We start from the raw sequence: 23,582 nt of genomic DNA on the forward strand, positions 1-23,582 counted from the left end.
TCCCGCATCCACATGTGACGTCTCTCTATTTAGACTGTTTCCGTGGTTGCGATGTTGTGTTTGCATTTGTCTAACACTGGTTAGACAGGTAGTCGTATCTACCACTTTTAACTTCCTGTATTTTGACATTGTCTGTCATTACATATTTGTTGGCACTGAGCTTGGCTCAGTGCTTTTTTTTGTCCGTTTTTTATCTTAAACACGTATCACGCTTGAGTTACACCAGTGAGATGGCGATCATAGGCAAGATTTTACTTTGGAAGATGACTATGACAGACGGTTTTGATCCCTACGCATTGCGTGCCCAGTTTCCCGCTTTTAATGCCTCAGACTGGGTGTATTTGGACAGTGCGGCTACGGCACAAAAACCACAGTGTGTGATTGATGCCATTTGCCAAAGCTACATGGCGCCGGTTGCGAATGTTCATCGCGGCCAACACCAAGCCTCGTTATCCACCACTGCACAGTTTGAACAAGCGCGACGTGAGGTTGCGGCGTTTATTGATGCAAACCCTAGTGAGATAATTTGGACGCGAGGGGCAACGGAAGCTATCAACTTACTTGCCTATAGCCTCAGCCACACTTTGACCGCCAACGACCGTATCCTCGTCAGCGAAATGGAGCATCATGCTAATTTGCTTCCCTGGCAACTGATCGCGCAGCGTACAGGCGCGCAACTGGTAAAGATCCCCTGTTGTGTCAGCACGGGCCAGTTAGATATGGAGGCTTATCAACAAGCACTCACGACCCGTCCCCGTATCGTGGCGATAAGTCATGTCAGTAACGTGACCGGAACACGCCACCCGATAGAAGCAATGACCGCACTCGCGCATCGTCATGGTGCAACGGTGATCATTGACGGTGCACAAGGGATCGTTCACGAGCCCCTCAGTATGCAAACCTTGAATGCTGACTTCTATGTGTTTTCCGGACATAAGTTGTATGGACCAACCGGTATTGGCGTGCTCTATGGAAAACCAGAAGCATTGGCTACTCTCGCGCCATTTCACGGTGGTGGCAAAATGATTACTGACGTCACATTTGATGATCACACATTAGCACCGATTCCCGCTCGTTTTGAAGCAGGCACGCCCAATACAGCGGGGGCGATTGGCCTTGCTGCCGCCATTCAATGGCTAAAACAATATGACGCTCAAGCCATCGATACCCATATTAGTGACTGTTACCAAGAGCTACTCGACGGCTTGAAACAACGCCCAGCCATCAAGCTAATCTGCCCCCAACCACACAGCACCATAGTGTCATTCGTGGTAGAAGGAGAACACCACGCAGATATTGCTGAGCTGCTCAGCCAACAAAACGTGGCAGTACGGTCTGGGCACCACTGCGCGCACCCGCTGATCAAAACGCTGGGCGTGCAGGGAACCGTACGTGTATCACTCGGTGCCTATAATCATCAGGAAGACATTCAACGCTTCCTCACAGCGTTAGATAAAACATTATATTTACTCGGTGTTTAATCGTTTCATAACAGGATCTACCATGGATTTACCTACTCATCCCTTTGGCAGTGAACTCGACCAAAAAATGGTTACCGAGATGCTTGCACAACATATTAGTTGGGAGGACAAATACCGCCAGCTTATCGTGTGGGGTAAACGCTTGCCTACGTTTACCGATGAACAGAAACATGCTGCGCGCCTTGTCAGTGGATGCGAAAGTGATGTTTGGTTTTTACATCACTCGGATGACGAAAGGCATTACTTTGCTGCAGATTCAAATGCAAGAATCGTTAAAGGTCTATTAGCCGTTGTGCTCGCTTGTGTTCATGGTCAACACAGTGATGCCATTCACGCTCTCGATTTAGATCAAGTCTTCCAACAAGCCGGATTATCGCACCATTTAAGTGAGTCACGCACCAATGGCTTGCATGCGATTGTGCAATATGTTCATCACCTTACCGCTTAATTTGTGTTGGACGCCGTGGTTCATCGTCACGGCATTCTAACCTTATCCCCCTAAAACATCGCGCCACCACTGCCCACATATGCCGACAACCCGACTATTCACCATCGAAATGCACAGAAGAGTGCAATCGATTTCTTCCAGATCATTCAGTCTCGCCAACGGAAAACAAAGACAAACATAAAAATAACAACTTATTAACAAAGTATTGCATTATTACCTATCAAAATTGACCGAGATCGCGAATGTGTAATCCGAGGCTTTTATACTTTGCGTATTTGGCTAGATTCGTTAGCTTAGAAGCAGGCAGTCATAAAAGGGTCACACCAACAAGTTAGACTGCCTAATAATATCGGCAGCATGATTATTAACTATTGGCATAACTCTTGCTGCCGTTATGAGACAAGAAAGGATGACTGTAATTCTGGTTTAAAGTGGTTCCAGATGCGGCTTCAGGCATCTCGTTATATTTGCTTGTTGTAGTGAATGGAGTCATAGATGAAGAAACTGGCATTAGTAACTGGCGCAAAAGGCGGCATTGGATCAGCGATCACCGAAAAGTTAGTTGATGATAATTATCGCGTCATTGCAACACACTTCACGGGCGGTGGTCAGTGCGCACAAGACTGGTTTGAAGAAAAAGGGTTCAAACAAGATCAAGTGCGCCTATTCGAACTTGATGTTACCGATACAGAACAATGCGCTACACGTCTTGCTAAACTGCTTGAAGAAGAAGGCACAATCGATATCTTGGTAAATAACGCCGGGATCACGCGTGACAGTGTATTCAAAAAGATGGATGCCGATAAATGGCACGACGTCATCAACACCAACCTCAATAGCCTCTTTAACGTCACTCAACCTTTGTTCGCTGCCATGTGCGAAAAGGGAGGTGGACGTATCATTAATATCTCGTCTGTAAATGGTCAAAAAGGCCAGTTTGGCCAAGCAAATTATGCCGCAGCGAAAGCAGGGATGATGGGCTTTAGCAAATCGTTAGCTGCCGAAGGAGCCCGCGCAGGCGTCACCGTGAATGTGGTTGCGCCAGGGTATACCGCGACGCCCATGGTAACGGCCATGCGCGAAGACGTACTTGAGTCGATTACCAATCAAATCCCGATGAAACGCTTGGCAAAGCCAGAAGAAATTGCGGCTTCCGTGGCTTACCTCGCGAGCGAAGCAGGCGCATACATTACGGGTGAAACGCTGTCGGTCAACGGCGGCCTGTACATGCAATAAATCAAGGATAGATTGATGGAACGCATTTTTATTGTGGCGGCAAAACGCACCGCCATCGGTGCTTTTTCAGGCACGCTCAAAGATATCCCTACCGGCCAATTGGCTGCCTATGCTATCAAAGGCGCATTAGCTGAAAGTCGATTAACTGGTGAGGCTATCGACGAAGTGATTGTAGGCAATGTAGTCAGCGCCGGACAAGGAATGGGAATAGGTCGTCAAGCAGCTATCTATGCCGATATCCCTACTCATGTTCCCGCATACTCTGTCAATATGGTCTGCGGCAGTGGGATGAAAAGCATTATGGATGCTGTTACTCATATTCGCGCTGGTGATGCACAACTTGTGGTCGCTGCTGGCGTAGAAAACATGTCACAGATTCCGTTTGCAGCGGCCGGGAACTTACGAACAGGGCAAAAGATGGGCAACTTTGCGATGAAAGACTTGCTCATCAATGACGGTCTCACCGATGTGTATAACCAATATCATATGGGCGTTACCGCAGAAAACGTTGCTAAAAAAATGGATATCACTCGCGAGCAACAAGATCAGTTTGCCCTACACAGCCAGCAAAAAGCGGTTGCAGCGATAGAAGCCGGTCGCTTTAAAAGCGAGATCACTCCCATTGAGATTAAGCAGCGTAAGCAGACCATTACCTTTGACACCGATGAGTATCCTAAAGAAGACGTAACCCTTGAGGGGCTGGGAAAATTACGTCCCGCCTTTGATAAAGAAGGCTCGGTGACCGCGGGTAATGCATCAGGCATCAACGATGGTGCGAGTGCGGTGATCTTAGCATCCGAATCGGCAGTCAATAAACATGGGCTCACCCCATTAGCAGAAGTAAGTGCCTATTCACAGCACGGAGTTGATCCTAGCGTCATGGGGTTAGGCCCCGTGGGTGCGGTGAACACCGCACTCGATAAAGCCAACCTCACTCTCGATAATATTGATTTGTTTGAACTCAACGAGGCATTTGCTGCGCAAGCACTCGGGGTGGTTCACCAACTAGCTGAGCACCACAAGACGACGCCCGATGCCATCTTGGCACGTGCTAACGTCAATGGCGGAGCAATTGCACTTGGCCACCCGCTTGGTGCATCCGGCAACAGAATTGTTGTGACCTTGCTACACGAGCTTGCGCGAAGAGGCGAAACCTATGGCGTTGCTTCTTTGTGTATTGGCGGCGGTATGGGTACGGCTTTAGTAATTAAGCGTACACAAGTATAAACGGACACTTGCGACCTTGGGGAAAATCCCCAGAACAACACTATCAGGAGATACACCATGTACACAGATATGTTTAAAGCGTTTTCTGAGCAATCTGAAAAAGCCCTGGCTCCCTACGTTAATTTTAACAAGCTGGTAGCCAAAAATGTCGAAACACTCACCGAACTGCAAATGAACGCGATGCGCACATACAGCTCGCTCGGTCTTGAGCAGATGAAAGCTGCCAGCGAAGTCAAAGATGTCACCAGCATGACATCATTTAGTAGCCAGCAACTGGCAGCATTGACCAAACTGTCTCAGCAAATGATGGATGACAGCACCAAACTGCAAAACATCGCTAAAGAGTTCAAAGAAGATATCGACAAAATCACGGCTGAAAACATGAAAGCCGGCACCCCAGCATAAAGGCAGGGTTACTGCACTATCGCCTGCTACTCACCGTAGCAGGCCTTTATAGTGCTTTTCCGATCAAGAGGGCAACATTATGTTTCATCACTTCTTTTCGGACTACCTTGCCAGGCTGCAAGAACAAAACCAGCAATGGTGGCAGGATCTTGAGCAGGGCAAGGCAGCCGTAGACACACCGTTTAATCAAGCCATGCAGGAAGTCAGCCTGCAAGACACTGCTCAATTGCTGGAAGGCGCGGCTCAACAACCCGCTGCACTTCTACAAGTACAGATGCAGTGGTGGGAACAACAAATGCAAATCTGGCAGAACGCCATGCTCGCCCGTGATAACACGGACGAAGTGATTAGCGAAGGTAGCGACGATAAACGTTTCAAGGACAAGGCGTGGCAAGAAGATGTCCTCTATAACTTTATCAAGCAATCGTATCTGTTATTTGGACGTACCTACATGGAGACCATTGAGGCCATTGAAGGACTCGATGATAAAACCCGTGAGCGCCTTTCTTTTTTCTCTCGCCAAGCCATTAATGCCATGGCCCCCAGCAACTACATCGCGACCAACCCAGAGTTGTTAAAAATGACGCTGGAATCAAAAGGTGAGAACTTGCTGCGTGGCATGGAGCAGTTAAAACAAGACATGGAGTCAAGCGCCGACATCCTAAAAGTACGCATGACCAATAATAACGCTTTCCGCGTTGGCGATGACGTTGCTAACACCCCAGGAGACGTGGTGTATAAAAATGACCTGTTTGAGCTTATTCAATACCGCCCGGTCACCGAAAACGTCCATGCCACACCTGTGTTAGTGGTGCCGCCTTTTATCAATAAATATTACATTCTCGATTTGCGCGAGAAAAACTCACTGGTTCGTTGGTTAGTAGAACAGGGACACACCGTCTTCTTGATGTCATGGCGCAATCCATCTGCTGAGCAAGCTGATATTGGCTTTGAAGACTATGTCACGCAAGGGACAGTAAAAGCCGTCAGTGCGATTGAAGACATCACCGGCCAATCACAGATTAATGGTGTCGGCTATTGTATTGGTGGAACCGTATTAGCGTGCACCATTGCCTACTACTCTGCCAAACGCATGAAAGCGCGTATTAAGTCGGCAAGTTTCTTTACTACCTTACTCGATTTCTCACAGCCTGGTGAAATTGGCGCTTACATCAATGATAGTCTCATCCGAGCCATAGAAGCGCAGAATACTGCTCGCGGTTATATGGATGGGCGATCGCTGAGTGTGACCTTTAGCTTGTTGCGGGAAAATAGTCTTTATTGGAACTACTACATCGAGAACTATCTGAAAGGGAATAGCCCAGTCGACTTTGATTTGCTGTATTGGAACAGTGACAGTACCAACGTGGCAGCTAAAACCCATAATTTTATCCTGCGCGATTTATACCTCGAAAATAAGCTGGTGCAAGATAAGGGCGTTAAAGTCGGTGGTGTATGGATTGATCTCAATAAAATCAAAGTTCCCAGTTATTTTATTTCCACTAAAGAAGACCATATTGCTCTGTGGCAAGGCACGTACCGTGGTGCGCTCAATGTCGGCGGCAATAAAACCTTCGTATTAGGTGAGTCCGGCCATATTGCAGGGATTGTTAATCATCCAGTGAAGAAAAAATACGGCTTTTGGACCAATGACCACCTCGCAGATACGGCAGAGGAGTGGCTGGAAGGCGCGTCTCACCAGACTGGATCATGGTGGACACATTGGGAAAAATGGTTACGAAGTTATAGTCCCGACGAACAAGTTGAGCCCTACCCAACGGGATCAGACAGCTACCCTGTACTTTATGCTGCACCAGGTGAATATGTACGCCAGGTACTGCCGGTTAAATCGGACGTTGGGCCGAAATCAGCCGAATCTGAACCGGTAAAAGAAGAGGCTTAATCAACCGTCCCACAAAAATGGCGCCCCGACAGATCAGGCTGGGGCGTCAATTTCTAATCTTCGCGCCGCTGATCAGCGGCGATTAACTTTTGTAAAATACGTGAGACCGCGACAAATCCAAAGCTTGCTGTCACCATGGTTGCGGCGCCAAACCCACTGGCACAATCCATCCGTTTCGGGCCTTCTGCCGATGATTTACTCTCACACACACTACCATCCGGTTGCGGATATTTGAGCTGCTCGGTGGAGTAAACACAGTCAATCCCGAACTTGCGTCCTTTCGTCTTGGTAAAACCATAAAAGCGACGCAAATTATTGCGTAGCTTGGCCGCCAAGGGGTCTTGAATGGTTTTAGTGAGATCCGCCACCTGGATTTGCGTCGGGTCAATCTGCCCACCCGCGCCCCCGACGGTAATAACTTTGATTTTGTGCCGCTTGCAGTGTGCCAATAATGCGGTTTTGGGCTTAATGCTATCGATCGCATCAAGCACATAATCAAAGCGCTTATCGATATACTCAGCAATATTATCCGGTGAGATAAAATCATCAATCACAGTGACTTGGCATTCCGGGTTAATCGCTACCACGCGTTCAGCCATTACCTCACTTTTGCTTTGACCGATGGTATCTTTCAGCGCGTGAATTTGTCGGTTGGTGTTGGTGACACACACGTCATCCATATCAATAAGGGTGATCGCCCCAATCCCTGTGCGAGCCAGCGATTCCACTGCCCACGATCCCACGCCACCAATACCGATGACACAAATATGGCTTTGGTGAAACACCTCTAGCGCACGGCGTCCATACAAACGAGCCGTACCGCCAAAACGTTGCAGATAGGATTCTGATAGGGGATGTGTCATAACTATTGTCTTCGTTGATCGCGCTGACAGGCGTTATACCGACTTGCTGATAGGATGTCTAGCCACATCCACCTTGAGGGCGTCACACAGCCAGTTGATCACATACATGACAGCGGGTGAACGCTGCTTATACCGCGCACTATAAAGGTAGTAGCCATAGCCGCTGTCTATGCTTAACCCCAAGGGATTTACAATCTGATCGTTTGACAGGGCGGCTGAGGCCATAAAGGTGGGGATCAACGCCATGCCCATACCCTGTTTCACGCCTTCAAGCGCCATAAAAAAGTGCTCAAAGCCTGCGCCATATTGCGGATTACTGTCAGCCAGCCCAAATTGTTGCCAAAACTGCTCCCACAGTGAAGGGCGCGTCAAATGAGATAAAACCGGCACCTCCGATAACAACGCGGTCCGATCCAAAGGCTCTGGTAGCAAAGTCACTGATGCGACAAGCGATAAGTGTTCGTGAATTAAACAGGCTCCTTGCGCGCCTGCCTGCTGATGAGGCTGACAGCGGATTAAAATATCCAGTTCACTTTCTTTCCCTTGAGGCACATAGTCACTGGCACTGACCACCACAGAAATATCAGGATGCTGCGATTTAAATTCAGGCAGCTGAGGAATCAACCAAAGGCTGGCAAACGAAGGCGGTACCAATAAGCTGACAGACTCTTGCCTTGCACTTTGCTGGCGCGCTTGCGCCGTGGCATTGGCGATATCATTGACGCTGGCCGATATCATAGTTAAATAAGGCTCTCCGACTCGGTTGAGTCTTACTCCCCCAGCATGTCGCTCAAAGAGTGGTTGACCAATTCCTTCTTCGAGCTGCTGTATTTGCTTGCTCACCGTACTTTGGCTGACATGCAATACCTTCGCGGCTTCTGAAAAACTTCCTGTTTGAGCCACCGCAATCAATGTTTGAAGCGAACGCATCGACGGCAAACGCACATTCATCATCTCATTCCTTTTTTGCATACCTGGTGAAAATATATCCTTTGCGGTTTAAAACACAAGTTCACCATACTGAGTTATCACGCTTGCATTGAGGCCCTCGTATGAGTCATGTCTTTCACCGTCACTGTCATCATCTTCCCCCTACCATTGCCAGTGGTAATGGGATGTACTTAATCGACACTCAAGGTAACGAGTATCTCGATGCATGCGGAGGCGCAGCCGTCTCTTGCCTTGGGCACAACCACCCTGCCGTATTGGACGCTATCCACCGTCAGCTTGATGCGATTCCCTATGCGCATACCGGCTTTTTTACCTCAGAAAGCAGTGAAGCGCTCGCCAAGATGTTGGCCGATCTTGCACCTCCCTCGATAAATCACGCCTATTTAGTCAGTGGTGGATCGGAAGCGATGGAAACCGCGCTAAAACTCGCTCGCCAGTACTGGGTGGAAGTCGGTGAACCCCAACGACAACATTTTATCGCACGCCGCCAAAGCTACCATGGTAATACACTCGGGGCGCTGTCCGTGGGTGGCAACGCATGGCGACGCGCTCCCTTTGCCCCGTTGTTGATGGATACCAGTTTGATTGCCCCTTGTTACGCCTATCGCGATCAACGTCCCGATGAGACCGCTTACGAGTATGGTCAGCGGGTGGCCAACGAGCTTGAAGCCATGCTGTTAGAAAAAGGGCCGGAAACCGTCATTGGGTTTATCGCAGAACCTGTGGTGGGCGCGACAGCCGGTGCATTGACTGCGGAAGCGGGATATTTTTCTCGTATTCGCGCAATTTGCGATCAGTACAATATTTTGCTGATCCTCGATGAAGTCATGTGCGGCACGGGGCGCACCGGTCGCTTTTTCGCTTTTGAACATGAAGGCGTCGTTCCGGATATTGTCGCCATCGCTAAAGGACTGGCTGCTGGTTATCAGCCCATTGGCGCCACCTTGGTCTCGGATCATCTCTATGAAGCAATTGCATCTGGGTCAGGCTTTTTCCAACATGGCCACACCTTCATGGCTCACCCAACGGCATGTGCCGCTGCCTTAGCAACACTCTCCACCATTCAGCAAGAAGGATTAGTTGACGCCGCTGAGCAGCAAGGAAAGGCGCTTAAATCGGCGTTACACCATCAGTTTGATTCTCACCCTTTTGTCGGCGACATTCGCGGACGTGGGCTATTTTTAGCGTTGGAGCTGGTGGCAAACAAAACCAGCAAGCGTCCCTTCTCGCCTGAACTTACGCTCCATCAAACGATAAAAAAACCGCCATGCATAACGGACTCATGTGCTATCCCATGGGCGGTACCATTGATGGTAAGCAGGGGCATCACATCTTACTCGCACCGCCCTATATCATTGAATCAACTCATATCGCGGCCATTACCGACAAGCTAGCACTGACATTAGAGATGTGCTTGCCTTACCAATAACGACAGATTCAGAAGTGAGGGAAAAGAATGCGAGACGCAAGGACGATCATGGTTGCCCCCAATGGTGCGCACTTACAGCCCGTGCACCATCCGCGTGTGCCTGTCACCGGCAAACAGCTTATTCACTGCCTACACGAATGCGCCGAGGCAGGCGCAACCATGGCCCACATCCACGCCCGCGATCAACAGGGAGCCCATAGCCTTGATCCCGCGCTAAACCAAGCGCTATATCAGCAAGTAATAGATGCCGTCGGTGATCGTATGGTGATTCAACTCACCACCGAAGCCGTAGGCCGCTATTCCCCCCAGCAACAAATGGCGCTGATTAAAGCCGTCAAACCCGAAGCCGCTTCCTTTGCGCTACGAGAGCTTATCCCTGATCATCAGCCTCCAAGCAAAGCGGTAACAGATTTTTTTGCTTGGACGGTTGAAGCTCGGATCTATAGTCAGTTTATTCTCTATCACCCCAGAGAACTGGCACGCTACTACACGCTGCGCGAACAAGGTATTTTACCCTCACGAGGTCATCACTTGCTTTTTGTTGCAGGGCGAGATCGGACTCCACCCCGAGGTATGCCCGAAGATGTCGCCGCCATGTATCATGCGCTTCACGCCGATGGCACTATTCCTTGGTCTGTCTGCGCATTTGGATGTCATGAAAGTCGCTGCTTAACGACAGCCGCGACACTGGGCGGTGACGTTCGAATCGGCTTTGAAAACAACACCCAACACATCGATCAAAGCCAGGCACACGATAACGCATCACAGATCACAAATTTGCGCAACACACTGGAAAACCTGGGATATTGTACTAAACCTGTACAAGCACTAAGACAAACCATGACCCAATCGTTTTAACCCAATACTATTGCTTGCAAATATTGTTAAAAGATTGAAAAAATAGCGCGGTGACACGTTATTGTCATATTTACATCGAGTGTCATACCATCTTCGAGGGTGCGCCCGGATAGCAACCTCTAACTTAAAAAGGAATCTTAAGCATGAAAGCGATGAAACCGACTCTGATTGCGCTCAGCTTTTCCGCTGCACTAGGAACCGCAGCAACGGCTCAAGCCAATCAGTTTGTAACCATTGGTACTGGCGGTGTGACGGGTGTTTATTACCCGACGGGCGGTGCAATTTGTCGTCTGGTTAACAAAAGTAAAGATGACCACGGCATTCGCTGCTCTGTAGAGAGTACAGGCGGTTCTATCTACAACATCAATACCATTCGTGCTGGCGAGCTCGATATGGGGATCGCACAATCCGACTGGCAATATCATGCCTACAAAGGCACCAGCAAGTTTGAAGATCAAGGCGAATTTAAAGATCTGCGCGCGGTTTTCTCTATCCACCCAGAACCTTTTACCGTGGTCGCTCGTGCTGATGCAAACGTAAAAACCTTTGATGACCTCGAAGGCAAGCGCGTTAACATTGGTAACCCAGGGTCAGGTCAGCGTGGCACCATCGAAGTATTGATGGATCAAATGGGTTGGGACATGGATAAGTTCGGCCAAATTTCCGAGCTGAAAGCGTCTGAGCAATCAAAAGCCCTCTGTGACAATAAAATTGACGCCATGGTTTATGCCGTAGGCCACCCGAGTGGTGCGATCCAAGAGGCAACGACTGCGTGTGATAGCGTATTGGTTGAAGTCGCTAACGATGCGGCTAAACAGTTGATCAGCGAGCGCGATTATTATCGTCAAGCGATATTGCCAGGTGGTATGTACCGGGGTAACGATAATGATGTGACGACCTTTGGTGTGGGTGCTACGTTTGTATCCTCAAGCCAAGTCTCTGAAGACGTCATTTACAACGTCGTGAAAGCGGTGTTTGAGAACTTCGATGATTTCCGTCGCTTACATCCAGCGTTTGCCAACTTGAAGAAAGAAGAAATGGTAAAAGATGGTCTGTCTGCTCCCCTGCACCCAGGCGCAGCACGCTACTATCGTGAAGCGGGTTTGATTGAGTAATCATACTTCGTTGGCTTAAATGCAAAAGCGAGCGTCAAACGCTCGCTTTTTTATTGCTTCAAGGATGAGTCTTAATCTTAGCCGTTAGGGCTGATTCACCATTTGTGGCGCTAACGGTTCCAGTTTCCAAACCCGACCAAAGTGTTTGTAATGACCGGCTTGCTCGCCTGCTTTATTACCCATGCCATGGTATAAATCCAGGTGATTTTCTTTCACTGCCCCACCGGTATCCAACGCCATTAAAAGCTTGAGCACATGCTCTCCCGTCCATTTACCCTGGTCATCAAGCTGTGGCACTTCAGCAAGTAATACACTGCCCATAGGTAAGTAACGTCGATCCGCCGCCACAGAGGCGCCCGCTTTTAACGGGATCCCCGCCGTCCCACTGACAGGATCCGCCGCTTTGGGCGTAAAGAACACATACGACGGGTTGTGTTCCAGTAAGGTCCGAACCTCTTCTTCATCGTGCGCCGCGACCCAATCTTGAATCGCCCGTAACGACATATCCTCTCTGGCTACCTCACCATTTTCAATTAATACCTTACCAATACTGACGTACGGATGACCGTTTTTACCGCCGTAGGCAAAATACTCGAGCTGATCATTGTCACCAAAATGGACAAAACCACTGCCCTGCACTTCCATAATAAAGTTATCGATGCGAGACGCGCTGTAACCCAACTCCAACCCTAACCCTTCTAAAGCACCGTCATAAATCGCTTGACGATCAGGGCAGTCTTCATCACAAGGCGGTTTGGCATAAACTGGATAACGGAATAAGGCATCGGGTTGATGGCGCATTTCAATCACGGGTGAGAAATAGCCGGTAAACATCACGTTACCGAAATCATCGCCACCGCCCATTTGGTTAACACTCAGGCCAAACTCAGCGAGCGTGTCCACATTGCCTCCTGCGTCCAGCCATGCCTGCAAGCGCTGGTATACCGCTTGATGCTTGACCACTAACGAGGGAGATTTTGCTTCTACTTCTGCAAGCTGCTCCTGAAATAAACTAAAGTCGCGCGGACTTTCCGACACCACCTGAGATACTGGGGTTAAAATACGTTCAAACCGCCCATCTCGATACTGCTGACCACGATCAGTCGGCCGTACACACCCTGCGAGTACCGCCACACACGCCATCACGACTAACGCTTTTTTCACACCATCATCCAATCAGTTAGTTTGTAGCGCTAAGGCTCGCAAAAAGCGATGAATTTGGCAATCACTTATCATTATCAGACTGTAAATGCCTGCAAAATAATACAGTTCAATTGTGATGTCATTCAGATTATCCTAGTAACTGCTTGGTCATTCATCAAACTGTCATATAATTGTTATGTACTATGCATGAAACAAAAATGCATAGAAAATGCAACAAAAAAGGAGTAATGATTACCATGGACTTGAAAGTTGGGCGTTCGACGTTACTTGATAGCGATGCGGTGGAATATCAATGGATCCGCATGATGGCCAGTGAAGGTTGTACCCATAATGTGATCAATACCAGTATTCAGCGTTGCCTAGGTGGCGACTCGGAAACTGCCGATCTTTTACGCCGAGTAGCCACCAAGCAATGCTCGGTCAATGAGTTATTGTCGACAATAGAGTCTGTGAAATATTAATCACGATCTGAGCACTCTGCATCCTTGTGCCTACTCGGAGAGTTTCTGGGCGCCCCTACTTGTGCCGTCGTAACCTAATAACTCCATTGGATGCCAACATCTAGTCGTCTTTCGCAAAAAAAGACGTGTAATGCGCGGGCGATAAGCGTTCTAAGGTACTTTTGTTTTCGACACGATACACGTACGTTTGCGTACCAATCGAATAACTTAGCTTATCACCATCAAACTGATAACTCGTCGTAACCCGGCTGCCATTGGTATAGATACCGTCTTTGCGGACTTCAAAACGATCAGCTGCATAGGGCGCGACCTCTGTTTCAACCCATTCGCCATACAAATCGGTTTGCGTCACGTCAGGCGCAAAAATTGCAGGCTGGGTCGCCACTAAAAATCCCGTTCCACCAAATAATATAAATAGAACTAATAGAACCACTTGTTTCGTTTTTCGCACGCGCTTACCCCTCAGTGCTTTTTATTCCAGCATAACTGACTCATCACTTTACTTTAGACGCTGAACGCCAGATTGTGATCTCGCTTCATCGGCCAACATCGAGTATGGGAGCTAATTCTTATCGTTTCACATGCGCACTGACACCGCACAGGACTTGACACTCAGACCTAAAAAAGAATAAAAAGGCATATAAAGTGAATAAATAAACGGGTATGCGCGTGAAGATAAGAAGTACCGCACTGGTTAAAGGATTTCGCCAATCTGCACCTTATGTAAATGCTCACCGAGATAAAACCGCGGTGATCATGCTGGGTGGCGAGGCGATGGCGGATGAGAACTTTAAAAATATCGTCAATGATATCGCGCTACTCAATAGCCTTGGCATGAAGCTAGTATTGGTGTTTGGTGCCCGCCCGCAAATCAATCGCGCGCTCAATCAGTACGGACTGGAAACGCCTTATCACAAAGGAATACGCATCACCGACAGCCACGCGCTTGAAGTGGTCAAACAAGCCGCCGGCCAAGTGCAGCTCGACATCACCGCGCGTTTATCCATGGGGCTCAACAACACCCCAATGGCGGGTGCTCAGATTAATGTGATCAGTGGCAATTTTATTATCGCGCAACCGTTGGGTGTCGACGAGGGGATTGATTATTGTCACAGTGGCAAAATTCGCCGTATTGATACCGACGGTATTCAACGCCAACTGGATCAAAACGCGATTGTGCTGATGGGGCCAGTAGCCAGTTCAGTGACAGGGGAATGCTTTAACCTCACCTCCGAAGAAGTGGCGACTCAAGTCGCAATTCGGTTACGCGCAGACAAGTTGATTGGCTTTTGCTCCGAACAAGGGGTCTTAAACCAAGACAATGAAGTGATTTCTGAGTTACTGCCCACGCAAGCCCAGCCACTTCTAGAAGTGAGAGAAGCCGCTGGCGATACTGGCTCTGGCACCAGTCGCTTTTTACGGGGCGCGATTGCTGCGTGTCGCGCGGGAGTCACTCGCAGTCATTTGATTAGCTATAAAAAAGACGGCGCCTTGATCCAAGAGCTGTTCTCGATTGAAGGGATCGGCACCCAGATCGTGATGGAGCGTGCCGAAAAAGTGCGCCAAGCTGAGATTGACGATATCGGTGGGATCTTGGATTTAATCCGACCGTTGGAGCAACAAGGGATCCTGGTGCGCCGCTCGCGAGAACAATTGGAGCAAGAAATCCCACGCTTTACCATCATCGAACGGGATGGGTTAGTGATAGGCTGCGCCGCACTCTATCCGTTTAGTGAAGCGCGCACCGGCGAGATGGCATGTGTCGCCATTCATCCAGACTATCGTGATGGCGACCGCGGCGTCATGCTCCTCAATCACCTCAAGCAACGCGCCAAAGCCAAAGGGCTTGAAACGATTTTTGTGCTCACCACCCACAGTTTGCATTGGTTTCTGGAGCAAGGCTTTTTGCTTTCCGATGTGTCGGCGCTCCCCAACACCCGCCAAGAGCTGTACAACTATCAGCGCCGGTCTAAGGTACTAACCTTAGCGCTTTAGCTGACCTCGCCATTATAAGGGCGCCAACAAGGCATCCGGCAAACCACTATACCTTGCGGTGCGTGCGCCCACACCGTGGCGCAGCACCGGCCAAGACGCGTAAAGATCAAGCTGGTGCTTCGCCCGCGTGATGCCGGTGTAAATCAGCTCGCGGGTGATCACCGGTGAAATGGTGGGCGGACATACCAGGACTGTGTGCGCAAACTCCGAGCCCTGTGATTTATGCACCGTCATCGCAAACGCGGTTTGATGGGCGGGCAGACGGCTGGCAAGCAAATAGCGCACCTCGCCATCGTGGGTTTCAAACGCCACCCGGGTGATCCCCGCTTGCTGCACCGCAATGCCAATGTCACCGTTATACAAACCCAGTGCATGATCGTTTTGCATAATCATGATCGGCCGGCCGTGATACCAGGTGTCACGCTCTTTAGCTATCAGCCCCGCCGACGCCAAATGCTGTTCAATCGCTTGGTTGAGGCCAGCGACGCCAAATGGACCTTCGGTCAATGCGCATAACAATCGAAATTGGCTAAAGGCACTCAGCACGTCGGCCATGGGCCGCTGATTTTCGAGCGTCGAATGATCGAGTGCCGTTAGGTAGTCGCGATACCCCGCCACCGCTTGAAGCATCAGGGTCTGATAGCTGTCATCACTCAACACATGATGGGCAATATCGCCATAGCCGCGTTTTAACACCGCCCCTACCTCAGCCATTTCTCCTCGGTTCACCGCAAAGGCGAGCTGGCCAATACCGGATTGGGCATCAAAACGATAACTTTTGCGCAGCAGGCAAAGGGCACTGGCAATCGCTGGCGCGTGCGGGTTTTCGGGTACGTCAAAGCCTGTCAGTTGGCTTAAACGCGCTGCTTGCGCCGCTGGATAGCCAGCCTCGGCGTACTGACAAATATCGCCAAGCACCGCCCCTGCTTCCACAGAGGCAAGCTGATCTTTATCCCCCAGCAAAATAATGCGTGTTGAGGGCGCCAAGGCATCGAACAGCTGCGCCATCAAAGGCAAGTCCACCATTGAGGCTTCATCGACAATCAACACATCCGCATGCACGGGGTTATTTTTGTGATGGCGAAACGCCACCCGCTGCGGAATCGCTCCTAATAATCGGTGAATGGTACTGGCTTGGGTCGGCAGCGCCGCTTTCACGTCATGATCAACAGGCAAAGCGGCAATCGCCCGTCCTAGTGATTCAGTCAATCGGTTGGCCGCTTTGCCGGTCGGAGCGACCAGCTTGATGGTGAGCGCAGCAGACGTTGTACGCTCGGCGTGGTGCGACGCCACCAGCGCCGCCAACAAACGGGCGACGGTGGTGGTTTTCCCCGTACCCGGCCCACCCGAAATCACCGCAAAAGGCTGGGTCAACGCGGTGGCTGCCGCCACTTTTTGCCAGTCTATCTCCGCCTGTGAGACGGCAAATAAGTTATCTAGGGTTTGTCTGGCCTCATCCGGTACCGGCAGCGCCGTCAGACGCTGGCGAATATGCCCTGCCACTTGCTGCTCGGCATGCCAGTAGCGATGCAAATACAATCGGTGTCCGGCAAGCACCAAGGGCGTTGCCTGCGTCCCATCGGACACGACTGACGCCTGTGCTAATTGCTCGCTTGGCACTTGGTTATCAATGTGCGCCAATAAAGGCTGCCAAGCGACATCACCGGGTGGCTGCCACTGGTGCAAATCAAGGCAGACATGGCCTTTGCCCACTTCGCGACTCAGCAGCGCCGCCCATACTGTGATAGCAGCCTTATCTAATTGGGTGTCTTCTTCGCCCATCAAACAAGCAAATTGCACATCAATCGCTCGTAATTCCCCGCGCTGGTATAGTGCCATTAATGCTTGTTTCATACCGATTCTCCAGCAAACAGGTTGTCCAAGGCGTCAATCAGCGCCTTGTCGGGACGGTGCGCGAACACACCGGTCTCGCCGCTATCACTGGCGCCCCGTAAAAAGAAATAAAACACGCCCCCCACATGGGTGTCGTAATCATAATCTCGGATCCGCTGGCGCAAAAAGCGGTGCAGCGCCAAGGTATAGATCTGGTACTGAAAGTCGTATCGGTGCGCGATCATCGCCTCTTTGAGCGCATCAGGATGATAATCGGCCACACTGTCCCCTAAATGGTTCGACTTCCAATCCAGCACGTAATACTTGCCGTCGGCGCGGAAGGTTAAATCGATAAAGCCTTTTAACATCCCGCGCGCCGTGTCAAAGGTGAGCTGGCCAGCACGCGCTGATAACGCATCATATCGCGCGGCAAGTCGATTCAATCGCTGGCAGTCTAGTGCGGCCAAAGGCATCACGAACTCCATCTCCGTTAACCGACTGGCGTTGTCAATTTGGTTCAGCCTCAGCCCTTGCTCATTGAGCGGGTGCTTCAATACCTGAGTCATCCACTGCTGCAATATCGGGCACCACTGCGGATCATAGTTTTCCAAGCTAAGGTGATGGGTAATAAGCTCAGCGACCTCTTCACGCATCAAATCAGCGGTAAAGTCCACCTCTTCAAATAAGGTGTGTAAAAAGGTACCGGCTCGCGCGCCTTTGGGAAACGCAAAAACTGACCAAGGATCCACCGCCACATCTGCTGTCTCCTCGTCAGCGAGGTCATCGTCCGCGTCCAAGTCGTAACTGGCTAATGTTGGTAAAGCGCTGATATGATGGCTTTGTTTTAACAGCCCTGAGTAACTGGTTAACCGCCACTGACGGTCAATCTTGCCGTCAAACTGACGCGCGGTTAGCGCCTCGTGGGCGCCCGTTTCAGGGGCATAACGGCTATCATCCGGCTCCGGTGGCGCAACCACAGCCACCGCATCGCTCGCGCTCGCCAACCCAGCCAAACTCTCGGCCAGCAAGCTAGCATCACCGGCTTCTCCATGCTGGAGCAAATAACCGAGGGCCGTTAAGTGCAAGGCCGAGTCTTTTTGCCGACTGTTACCTTGTTTAAGGGGCGCACAGCCGATAAAACACCCATACACGGCGCGCGTCACCGCCACATACAGCAAGCGGATATCTTCAGCCAACCGCTCTTTTTCAGCGCGTTCTTTGCCCTCATCGACATTATCCAACGCCAGTACCGGCTGATACTGTTCATCATGATAAAAAGGTTGGCTGCTTTCGCGATACTGACAAGCAAACGGCAAGTAAACCAAATCGTACTCCAAGCCTTTCGATTTGTGGATGGTGACGATTTGCACCAAATCACGCTCCGACTCCAACCGCACCTGCTGCTCTTCCGATTGTTGAGCCGGCTCGGCCATCCGCTCTTGTAGCCAGCGGATCAGCGCGTGTGGGTTGTCTAGTTGCTGGCTGGCACTTTGCAGCAACTCCGCGATATGCAAAAAGTCGGTCACACAGCGCTCGCCTTGCGGCATCGCCAACCAGTTTTCTGCCACTTGGCGGGCACTGGCGACTTGGCGAAGCATCGGCATCACCCCACGGCGCTGCCAGGTGTCACGGTAATGGCTAAAGGCCACCACCTCTTGCTCCCACAAGGCTTCGTCTTGATTGAGTAATGCCAGCTGCTCGGCGGTCAGGCCAAATAAGGGGCTGGCTAGCGCCGCCCGCAACTTACGCTCGTTTTCAGGCTGCATCACCGCCACTAAAATGCGCTCAATATCGCTAGCGACGGGGCTGGCGAACACATTATCACGGTTAGAAAGATAGACAGACGCCACGCCTTTTTCGGCCAGCGCTTGCTTGACCAGCTGTGCCTCGCGGCCGGTGCGCACTAACACGGCGATATTGTGCGGCTGAATCGCGCCTTGGCCGGAAGGCGTTTGTAGATAACTATTGCCCGCCACCGATTGGTTGAGCATTTGCGTGATATGCTTTGCGGTACTCACCGCCAAGGTCTGTTCAAAATCTTGCTTGCTACACAATTCATCCGGGCTATGATGCCAAAAGGTGAGCGCGGGCTGCTCGTTTCCCTCCACCACCAGCGCCTTTTGTTTGGCGCTAGGCGAAGAGGCTACCTCTAAAAAGGGAATGCTGTCTTGATAAACAAACGGCGCCTTAGCACGCGAGAACAAGGCATTGACCCCGCGTACCATGCCATCTGTCGAGCGCCAGTTGGTGGCAAGGTTATAGTGATCACTCACCTGCGCACGGGCATGAATATAGGTGAAGATATCGGCGCCACGAAAGGCATAAATCGCCTGCTTAGGATCGCCAATCATCATTAAGCCGGTGCGCTCCCCCTCTTCCTCTGTGTCTGTCTCTGCGTCTGCGAATACAGGGCCACCGTCCGCCACTGGTGGCTGATAGACAGTACTAAAAATCTGATATTGAAGCGGGTCGGTGTCTTGGAATTCATCAATCATTGCCACCGGATATAAGCTGCGAATACGTGCCGCCAACTGACCTTGGCTATCTTGGTCAAGTGCGCTGGCAAGTTGAGAAAGGAGATCGTCAAACGAGAGCCACCCTTGGCGGCGTTTTTCTTGGCGGAGCAGCTGCCGCACTTCTTTAATCGCCAGCGCGGTCAATCCCGGTTTTAACGTCGGCGACTGATCAACCAATGCCTGAATCTGCTCAAATAGCGCCAGACTCGGTGGCTCAGCTTTACTCTTGGCCGCCAACGTCTGTTGGGCGAATTTTTCCAATTTGTCGGGCAACTGGTAATCAAGCGTCTCGGCATTGGCCCATTGTTCCATCGCATTCAGCCAGTTCACCAGATGATCTTTACGATAACTGCGGCCATCGAGTTTAGCGGCACTGAGCTGCTCGGTGATCTGCTCCCCCGCCTCGCGCCATGCTCGCTTTACCCCGTCAATTTTGGCTATCGCCGCTTGGTGTGCCGCCATGAGATCTTCGCCGAGATCAGGCGCCTTAACCGTGACAGCCGGTCCGGATAAATAGGGCGCAATCTCTTTTAATAAGGCCTCCGGCGCGGGCCAGTAGCTGCTCACCACACCGGCTAACGATTTTGGCAGCGGATAAAAACGACGACGCCAAAAATCGGCCGCCGCGCGCGCTTTGATCTGTCGCTCGTCGGTGACAAATTCATGACTGAACAGGCTGCCCGACTCAAACGCATTTTGGGTCAGCATCCGCTGACAAAAACCGTGAATGGTATAGATAGCCGCTTCGTCCATCTGCCGCTCGGCCTCTAACAGACGCTGCGCCGCGGTTTTATGATCGCTAATCTCTGCCAGCAAAGGTCCAATGATAGGATCGTCACTCTCACCGCGCATAAAGGCAAAACGCGCCTCATGAATGCGACGTCGAATACGGTCTTTTAGCTCTTGGGTTGCCGCTTCGGTAAACGTCACCACCAGTATTTGCTCGACCCGACACGGCGCTGCGCGGCCATGCCCAAGCAACAAGCGCAAGTATAAGCCGGCAATGGTAAACGTCTTACCGGTGCCGGCGGAGGCTTCGATTAATCGGACGCCATCGAGTGGCAAGGTGAGCGGGTTGAGGATCTGCGGTTCCATATCATTATTTCATCGCCTAGTCTGCCCGCTATTGTAGCAACCCCTTGGGGTAAAACATATTCTAACCAAGGCCATCAATCTGCGCCGGTTAACATCACGATCAAAAAAGGCCAGCATCGCTGGCCTTGGTTCATTGATTGAGACTCGACGTTTACGACTGAAGCCAAACTGGGTTGGTCCATGCCGTGCTGCCGTCTTTGTCTTCCACTTCTAGATTGATCCAACCCTCTGCATCCGCAGGAATAGGCAGTGATAGCTCAAGACGCTGTGTGCTCTCTTCAGGGTTAATGGTGATGCTGTTTAGCACCTCACCACCTTGGCCGATTAAGCGCACTTCTTTGAGGCCATCAGCGGCGACCACATTAATATCCCATTTATCACCTGCCTTGGCGGTTTCACCAAACATGATGTTTTGTGGGTACAGGATTGGCCCCTGCGTGGCATAGCCGTGACCGGCTTTTAACGCTTTGGCAAAGGCGAGCGGCGTTAGCTCACCATCAACATTGGCCATCATACGAATACGCCCAGTGAGCTGGTTCCACGCATCATGGGTATCGGTACCGGCTGTGAGGTACATGGCTTCGCCTTGATCCCAAAGCTTGTGCGCTTTTTCAAGCGTCGGCTCGTTATCGACACGTGCGTTAAGCTCCATCAGGTCGAAACGGTCGGTCTTACCGCCCGGCACCGCATCCTTAGCGATATTGGTGAAGTAGCCATAATCGTTATATGGATGGTTCATCGGCACCACTTCTGCACCCATCTCATGTGCAGCATCAATCAGAGTATGCACGTCATCAGTACCCGGATCGACCGTCAGCGCCGCGCCATTGTCGATGGGGAACGGGTTCATGTGACCCCATGATGGCGAGATCTCAATCGATGGAATGAAAGGCACGCCGCGTTTTGCTGATAAATCAGCAAATACTTTGTGATTAATGGTGGAGTCGTGATCACTGATAAAGGTCAGATCCAAGTCGGTAGCTAGCTGAGCACGCACCACGATTTCTGGTGGGGTTACCCCTTCCAGCACATTGCCGTGGTGGTGCAAGTCTGCCCCGTACCATTGGTGGCGATTAGGGAAGGTTACCTGAGGCACTTTCACCACTTGTTGGTTGGTTTTGCCCGATTCGAGCGTTACATCCAAGGTTTGTGATTCTGCAGTAAAGCCTGCACCGGCATTAATGCCCAGCTTGTATTCACCCGGTGCCAGATTTAGCTCCGCATGGCCAGCTGGCAGCAAATTAGTAAAGAAGGTGCGTTTACCCAAGAATTCAACCGGTGGCGCTTGGCCTTCAATGATAGTCACACGTGCGTCTTTAGCCACGCCAGACACCGCTTCTTCTACGTTAAGCGCAAGGGTCGCAGGGCTTTTTAGCGAGGTGAAATTCAGTGTTTGCTCGCCATCAGCGCTCACATTAATAGATTGCGACTGACTGTTGGCATGGCCGGTTGCCGTACCATAAACCTGATACTCGCCGGCTGGTAGCTCCATGCTGTACTGGCCATCTTTGGCAAGCGTCCACGCGTAAGGGTGACCGTCTTTTTCAATCATTACCAAGGCATCGTTTGGCACTCGCCCATTATCAGCGCGCAATTTACCTTCAATGGTGCCTGTCGCTTCACCATGACGTTCGGCTTCGGCTTTGACAATCGGCGCCATGTCACCGTTCGGGACAACCTGTAGCTGAGACTCAAACGTACGGCTTTCACCGGCTTTGAGCGTGTGACCTAGATACATATCGCGACCGTTGTATTTAATGCGGTCAAAGTAAGGCGCATGCAGCGCGAACGCCCAATCACGGTCATACGCGACCATGCGATCGGCGAGGGCATTGTCCGCCATCGCTTCTTCATTGCCTTCAAGCCCTGGTACCGCGAACTGATAACCCGTATCCGGCCAGATCGTGTGGCCAGATTCTAGCTCGAGATCATCCTCACCCTGGTTATTCATCACGGTTTTAAGAGCAATCGCGTCAGAGCCTGCAGCCAAGGTATACCAAGTAGTAATGTCGACTTTGTCGAAGTTACGGCTCACTTTGATCACTGCTTTTTCATCGCTGTCTTCAACAATCTCAATCGACTTGCGATCGTTCGGCCAGGCTGACCAGCTGTTGGGGATGAAATCTGCAAAAGCGACTCGGTCTAGATCAATTTTGCCATTTTTCACCGCCGCGAGATCCACCAAGGTACCACGTGGCACACCCCACGGTGGCGCAGACTCAACCGCCAATGCAAACGCGACATGCTCGTTTTTTACCGTGATGTCTTGGGCGTGCGTTGCCTCGCCATCGGGGATCGCAGTCTTACCCTGAGTAATGCTGACGTCGGCGTGCGCTGAGGCACCCAGCAAAAGGCCAGAGACCAAGGTCGCCACCGCGCTTTTTGAGAATTTATGCATGAAGGCACATCCTTTTTTTCATGGTTTGTTATATGAATTTTCGATGACATTGTGCGTTAAGTTAATTACACGTTCAAATAAAAAACAGAACAAAGGCCTCTATAAACAACACAAAAACGATGCCCTCTAATCATTAAATTAAAGATAAGATAATGATTTTAATTATAATTAAAATGTAACTCTGCATTAAAATGATCGTTTAAA

General features: G+C 50.6%; 17 protein-coding genes and 1 pseudogene. 11 read left to right on the forward strand and 7 right to left on the reverse strand.

Annotation, left to right across the window (positions count from 1 at the left end):
• Positions 1-269: 269 nt before the first annotated feature.
• From HLG76_RS09595 to phaC, 6 genes are all read left to right on the forward strand, one after another.
• Complete coding sequence (locus HLG76_RS09595) at positions 270-1,481, forward strand: aminotransferase class V-fold PLP-dependent enzyme (RefSeq protein WP_175993543.1); 1,212 nt, start codon at positions 270-272, stop codon at positions 1,479-1,481.
• Between the two features lie 22 nt (positions 1,482-1,503).
• Complete coding sequence (locus tag HLG76_RS09600) at positions 1,504-1,929, forward strand: SufE family protein (RefSeq protein ID WP_021022027.1); 426 nt, start codon at positions 1,504-1,506, stop codon at positions 1,927-1,929.
• A 495-nt stretch (positions 1,930-2,424) separates the two neighbouring features.
• A complete protein-coding gene (locus HLG76_RS09605) occupies positions 2,425-3,165 on the forward strand; it encodes an SDR family oxidoreductase (protein WP_077459746.1) in 741 nt (246 codons plus the stop codon).
• A gap of 15 nt (positions 3,166-3,180) precedes the next feature.
• Positions 3,181-4,392, forward strand: a complete 1,212-nt coding sequence (locus HLG76_RS09610) for an acetyl-CoA C-acetyltransferase (RefSeq protein WP_021022029.1) — start codon at positions 3,181-3,183, stop codon at positions 4,390-4,392.
• 57 nt (positions 4,393-4,449) lie between these two features.
• Positions 4,450-4,797 (forward strand): phasin family protein, encoded by a 348-nt coding sequence (locus HLG76_RS09615; RefSeq protein WP_021022030.1) that lies wholly within the window; start codon positions 4,450-4,452, stop codon positions 4,795-4,797.
• A 79-nt stretch (positions 4,798-4,876) separates the two neighbouring features.
• Positions 4,877-6,700: a class I poly(R)-hydroxyalkanoic acid synthase gene (gene phaC / locus HLG76_RS09620; protein WP_077459748.1), complete on the forward strand. Its 1,824-nt coding sequence runs from the start codon at positions 4,877-4,879 to the stop codon at positions 6,698-6,700.
• 53 nt (positions 6,701-6,753) lie between these two features.
• On the opposite strand, the gene tcdA is transcribed toward phaC, so the two are convergent.
• Both tcdA and HLG76_RS09630 read right to left on the reverse strand, forming a co-directional pair.
• The gene (gene tcdA / locus HLG76_RS09625) at positions 6,754-7,563 is read right to left on the reverse strand and encodes a tRNA cyclic N6-threonylcarbamoyladenosine(37) synthase TcdA (protein ID WP_175993544.1); all 810 of its coding nucleotides are present in this window, start codon (positions 7,561-7,563) and stop codon (positions 6,754-6,756) included.
• 33 nt (positions 7,564-7,596) lie between these two features.
• Complete coding sequence (locus HLG76_RS09630; RefSeq protein ID WP_175993545.1) at positions 7,597-8,517, reverse strand: LysR family transcriptional regulator; 921 nt, start codon at positions 8,515-8,517, stop codon at positions 7,597-7,599.
• Between the two features lie 98 nt (positions 8,518-8,615).
• Between HLG76_RS09630 and HLG76_RS09635 the strand changes: the two are divergent.
• The 3 genes and pseudogenes from HLG76_RS09635 (at position 8,616) to HLG76_RS09645 (ending at position 11,916) form a co-directional block, all read left to right on the forward strand.
• Positions 8,616-9,943, forward strand: a pseudogene (locus HLG76_RS09635) (aspartate aminotransferase family protein).
• A gap of 48 nt (positions 9,944-9,991) precedes the next feature.
• Positions 9,992-10,801 carry a 3-keto-5-aminohexanoate cleavage protein gene (locus tag HLG76_RS09640; protein WP_175993546.1) on the forward strand — a complete coding sequence of 270 codons (810 nt, stop codon included), beginning with the start codon at positions 9,992-9,994 and terminating at the stop codon, positions 10,799-10,801.
• A 143-nt stretch (positions 10,802-10,944) separates the two neighbouring features.
• On the forward strand, positions 10,945-11,916 hold the full coding sequence (locus HLG76_RS09645; protein ID WP_021022036.1) for a TAXI family TRAP transporter solute-binding subunit: 972 nt from the start codon (positions 10,945-10,947) through the stop codon (positions 11,914-11,916).
• 84 nt (positions 11,917-12,000) lie between these two features.
• On the opposite strand, the gene mltA is transcribed toward HLG76_RS09645, so the two are convergent.
• Positions 12,001-13,080: a murein transglycosylase A gene (gene mltA / locus HLG76_RS09650; protein WP_175993547.1), complete on the reverse strand. Its 1,080-nt coding sequence runs from the start codon at positions 13,078-13,080 to the stop codon at positions 12,001-12,003.
• A gap of 236 nt (positions 13,081-13,316) precedes the next feature.
• Here mltA and HLG76_RS09655 point away from each other — a divergent pair, with 236 nt between their 5' ends.
• Entirely contained in the window at positions 13,317-13,541 is a 225-nt protein-coding gene (locus HLG76_RS09655; protein WP_025744513.1) for a hypothetical protein, read from the forward strand.
• Positions 13,542-13,641: 100 nt separating this feature from the next.
• Here the strand turns inward: HLG76_RS09655 and HLG76_RS15010 are convergent, their stop codons facing one another.
• Positions 13,642-13,992, reverse strand: a complete 351-nt coding sequence (locus tag HLG76_RS15010) for a DUF2850 domain-containing protein (RefSeq protein ID WP_077459753.1) — start codon at positions 13,990-13,992, stop codon at positions 13,642-13,644.
• A gap of 218 nt (positions 13,993-14,210) precedes the next feature.
• Here HLG76_RS15010 and argA point away from each other — a divergent pair, with 218 nt between their 5' ends.
• Complete coding sequence (gene argA / locus HLG76_RS09665) at positions 14,211-15,536, forward strand: amino-acid N-acetyltransferase (protein WP_025744514.1); 1,326 nt, start codon at positions 14,211-14,213, stop codon at positions 15,534-15,536.
• A 12-nt stretch (positions 15,537-15,548) separates the two neighbouring features.
• Here the strand turns inward: argA and recD are convergent, their stop codons facing one another.
• The 3 genes from recD to HLG76_RS09680 all read right to left on the reverse strand — a co-directional run bounded on the left by recD (position 15,549) and on the right by HLG76_RS09680 (position 23,378).
• Positions 15,549-17,390 (reverse strand): exodeoxyribonuclease V subunit alpha, encoded by a 1,842-nt coding sequence (gene recD / locus HLG76_RS09670; protein ID WP_175993548.1) that lies wholly within the window; start codon positions 17,388-17,390, stop codon positions 15,549-15,551.
• Positions 17,387-20,980 carry an exodeoxyribonuclease V subunit beta gene (gene recB / locus HLG76_RS09675; protein ID WP_175993549.1) on the reverse strand — a complete coding sequence of 1,198 codons (3,594 nt, stop codon included), beginning with the start codon at positions 20,978-20,980 and terminating at the stop codon, positions 17,387-17,389. The genes recD and recB overlap by 4 nt, the downstream gene beginning before the upstream one ends.
• Positions 20,981-21,131: 151 nt before the next feature.
• On the reverse strand, positions 21,132-23,378 hold the full coding sequence (locus HLG76_RS09680; RefSeq protein WP_175993550.1) for a CehA/McbA family metallohydrolase: 2,247 nt from the start codon (positions 23,376-23,378) through the stop codon (positions 21,132-21,134).
• Positions 23,379-23,582: the final 204 nt, after the last annotated feature.

It is taken from the genome of Salinivibrio sp. EAGSL, from assembly GCF_013366455.1.
Taxonomy (GTDB): Bacteria; Pseudomonadota; Gammaproteobacteria; order Enterobacterales; family Vibrionaceae; genus Salinivibrio; species Salinivibrio costicola.

What these genes read in the sequence shown, in the direction of transcription:
- HLG76_RS09595 (WP_175993543.1), top strand. Translation starts at nt 270, where the DNA reads ATGACAGACGGTTTTGATCCCTACGCATTGCGTGCCCAGTTTCCCGCT.
- HLG76_RS09600 (WP_021022027.1), top strand. Translation starts at nt 1,504, where the DNA reads ATGGATTTACCTACTCATCCCTTTGGCAGTGAACTCGACCAAAAAATG.
- HLG76_RS09605 (WP_077459746.1), top strand. Translation starts at nt 2,425, where the DNA reads ATGAAGAAACTGGCATTAGTAACTGGCGCAAAAGGCGGCATTGGATCA.
- HLG76_RS09610 (WP_021022029.1), top strand. Translation starts at nt 3,181, where the DNA reads ATGGAACGCATTTTTATTGTGGCGGCAAAACGCACCGCCATCGGTGCT.
- HLG76_RS09615 (WP_021022030.1), top strand. Translation starts at nt 4,450, where the DNA reads ATGTACACAGATATGTTTAAAGCGTTTTCTGAGCAATCTGAAAAAGCC.
- phaC (WP_077459748.1), top strand. Translation starts at nt 4,877, where the DNA reads ATGTTTCATCACTTCTTTTCGGACTACCTTGCCAGGCTGCAAGAACAA.
- tcdA (WP_175993544.1), bottom strand. Translation starts at nt 7,563, where the DNA reads ATGACACATCCCCTATCAGAATCCTATCTGCAACGTTTTGGCGGTACG.
- HLG76_RS09630 (WP_175993545.1), bottom strand. Translation starts at nt 8,517, where the DNA reads ATGATGAATGTGCGTTTGCCGTCGATGCGTTCGCTTCAAACATTGATT.
- HLG76_RS09640 (WP_175993546.1), top strand. Translation starts at nt 9,992, where the DNA reads ATGGTTGCCCCCAATGGTGCGCACTTACAGCCCGTGCACCATCCGCGT.
- HLG76_RS09645 (WP_021022036.1), top strand. Translation starts at nt 10,945, where the DNA reads ATGAAAGCGATGAAACCGACTCTGATTGCGCTCAGCTTTTCCGCTGCA.
- HLG76_RS09655 (WP_025744513.1), top strand. Translation starts at nt 13,317, where the DNA reads ATGGACTTGAAAGTTGGGCGTTCGACGTTACTTGATAGCGATGCGGTG.
- recD (WP_175993548.1), bottom strand. Translation starts at nt 17,390, where the DNA reads ATGAAACAAGCATTAATGGCACTATACCAGCGCGGGGAATTACGAGCG.
- recB (WP_175993549.1), bottom strand. Translation starts at nt 20,980, where the DNA reads ATGGAACCGCAGATCCTCAACCCGCTCACCTTGCCACTCGATGGCGTC.
- HLG76_RS09680 (WP_175993550.1), bottom strand. Translation starts at nt 23,378, where the DNA reads ATGCATAAATTCTCAAAAAGCGCGGTGGCGACCTTGGTCTCTGGCCTT.